We start from the raw sequence: 2,401 nt of genomic DNA on the forward strand, positions 1-2,401 counted from the left end.
CTTCGACGTCGGCATCGCCGAGCAGCACGCCGTCACCTCCGCCGCCGGCCTCGCCCTCGGCGGACTGCACCCCGTCGTGGCGGTGTACGCGACCTTCCTCAACCGGGCCTTCGACCAGATGCTGCTCGACGTCGCCCTGCACCGCGCCCCGGTCACCTTCGTCCTCGACCGGGCCGGCGTCACCGGCGACGACGGCGCCTCCCACAACGGCATGTGGGACCTCTCGCTGTTCCAGATGGTCCCCGGGCTGCGCGTGGCCGCCCCGCGCGACGCCGCCACCCTGCGCCGCGCCCTGCGCGAGGCCCTCGCGGTCCAGGACGGCCCCACCGCGCTGCGGTTCCCCAAGGGCTCCACGGGCCCCGACATCCCCGCCGTCGCCACCCTCGACGGCATGGACGTCCTGCGCCGCGCGGACTCGGACGCCCGGGACGTCCTGCTCGTCTCCGTCGGCGCGATGGCCGGGGTGTGCCTGGAGGCGGCCGAGCGCCTCGCAGAGCACGGCTTCGGCGTCACCGTCGTCGACCCGCGCTGGATCGCCCCCGTCCCCGCCCCCCTCGTGGAGCTCGGCCTCGGCCACTCGCTGGTCGCCACGGTCGAGGACGGCGGCCGCAGCGGCGGCGCCGGGGCCGCGATCGCCCAGGCCCTCGCCGACGCGGGCGCCCGCACCCCTGTCCGTACCTTCGGACTGCCCCAGCGCTTCCTGGACCACGGCCGCCGCGACGACATCCTCGCCGCCCACGGCCTGACCGGCCGCCACATCGCCCGCGCCGTCGTCGAGGCCCTCGCGGGCCGCGACGACTCCGTCTCGATCGGCGACCTCGCACCGCAGCCCGTCGGCGCCGACCAGTGACCCGCCCGGCCCTCACCCTCACCAGAGCAGGAGACACCCCATGACGGTCGCGCTCGGCATCCCGTCGATGCCCGCCCCGGTACTCGGCGCCCGCCGCCCCACCCGCCAGCTCCAGGTCGGCAAGGTCGGCGTGGGCAGCCGGTCCCCGATCTCGGTGCAGTCCATGACGACCACGCTCACCTCGGACGTCAACGCCACCCTCCAGCAGATCGCCGAACTCACCGCCGCGGGCTGCGACATCGTGCGGGTGGCCTGCCCCTCCCAGGACGACGCGGACGCGTTGCCCGCGATCGCCGCCAAGTCGCCGATCCCGGTGATCGCGGACATCCACTTCCAGCCGCGCTACGTCTTCGCCGCCATCGAGGCGGGCTGCGCGGCGGTCCGCGTCAACCCCGGCAACATCAAGAAGTTCGACGACCGGGTCAAGGACATCGCCCGGGCCGCCGGCGACCACGGCACTCCCATCCGCATCGGCGTCAACGCCGGCTCCCTGGACGCCCGGCTGCTGAAGAAGTACGGCAGGGCCACCCCCGAGGCCCTGGTGGAGTCGGCGCTGTGGGAGGCGAGCCTCTTCGCCGAGCACGACTTCCACGACCTGAAGATCTCCGTGAAGCACAACGACCCCGTCGTCATGGTCCGCGCCTACGAACTCCTCGCCGAGGCCTGCGACTACCCCCTGCACCTCGGCGTCACCGAGGCCGGTCCGGCCTTCCAGGGCACCGTCAAGTCCGCCGTCGCCTTCGGCGCGCTGCTGCGCCAGGGCATCGGCGACACGGTCCGGGTCTCGCTCTCCGCGCCGCCGGTCGAGGAGGTCAAGGTCGCCAACCAGATCCTCCAGTCGCTCAACCTGCGCCCGCGGAAGCTGGACATCGTCTCCTGTCCGTCCTGCGGCCGCGCCCAGGTCGACGTCTACAAGCTCGCCGCCGAGGTGAGCGCCGGCCTGGAGGGCATGGAGGTCCCGCTGCGCGTCGCCGTGATGGGCTGCGTGGTCAACGGCCCCGGAGAGGCCCGCGAGGCCGACCTCGGCGTCGCCTCCGGCAACGGCAAGGGCCAGATCTTCGTCAAGGGCGAGGTCGTCCGGACCGTACCGGAGTCGAAGATCGTCGAGACCCTGATCGAGGAGGCGCTGCGGCTCGCCGACGCCTTCGACACCAGCGCCCTCGGCACGGGCACGCCCGAGGTGACGGCCGTGGGCTGACGCCGTGCGCGGCCGGGGCGACGTCACCTCCGCCAAGGGCGGGGAACTCGGCCGGCCCGGACAGCAGCACCGTCCGGACAGGAGGGCAGGCCTCCGACCACGACGTGCGGTCGGAGGCCTGCCCTTTCCGGTTCTCGCCTGAACGACGACACGACAACATCACGCGTTCAACCTCGGTCATCGGCGGCGGGCTCGTCGTGAAGCGCCGGACGGCCAGGTGCTGCCGCTAGCCGAGTTTGCGGTATACGTCTCCGTCGAAGACGGTGTTGTAGATGGTCCAGCCGCCGCTGATCTTGTTTCCTCCGGCGCCGGCTGTCCAGTGGGCGGTGCCTTGTTGCCATCCGTCGTGGCGG

At 73.1% G+C, this 2,401-nt stretch carries 2 protein-coding genes; both read left to right on the plus strand.

The genetic code is table 11. The annotated features are described in order from the left end of the window. On the plus strand, window positions 1-850 hold an 850-nt coding region (locus tag AOK00_RS07005; protein ID WP_301554189.1), incomplete at its 5' end, for a transketolase C-terminal domain-containing protein. Between the two features lie 40 nt (window positions 851-890). After that, window positions 891-2,048 (plus strand): flavodoxin-dependent (E)-4-hydroxy-3-methylbut-2-enyl-diphosphate synthase, encoded by a 1,158-nt coding sequence (gene ispG, locus AOK00_RS07010; RefSeq protein ID WP_055599440.1) that lies wholly within the window; start codon window positions 891-893, stop codon window positions 2,046-2,048. Window positions 2,049-2,401: the final 353 nt, after the last annotated feature.

Source organism: Streptomyces aureus (assembly GCF_001418135.1).
GTDB lineage: Bacteria > Actinomycetota > Actinomycetes > Streptomycetales > Streptomycetaceae > Streptomyces > Streptomyces aureus_A.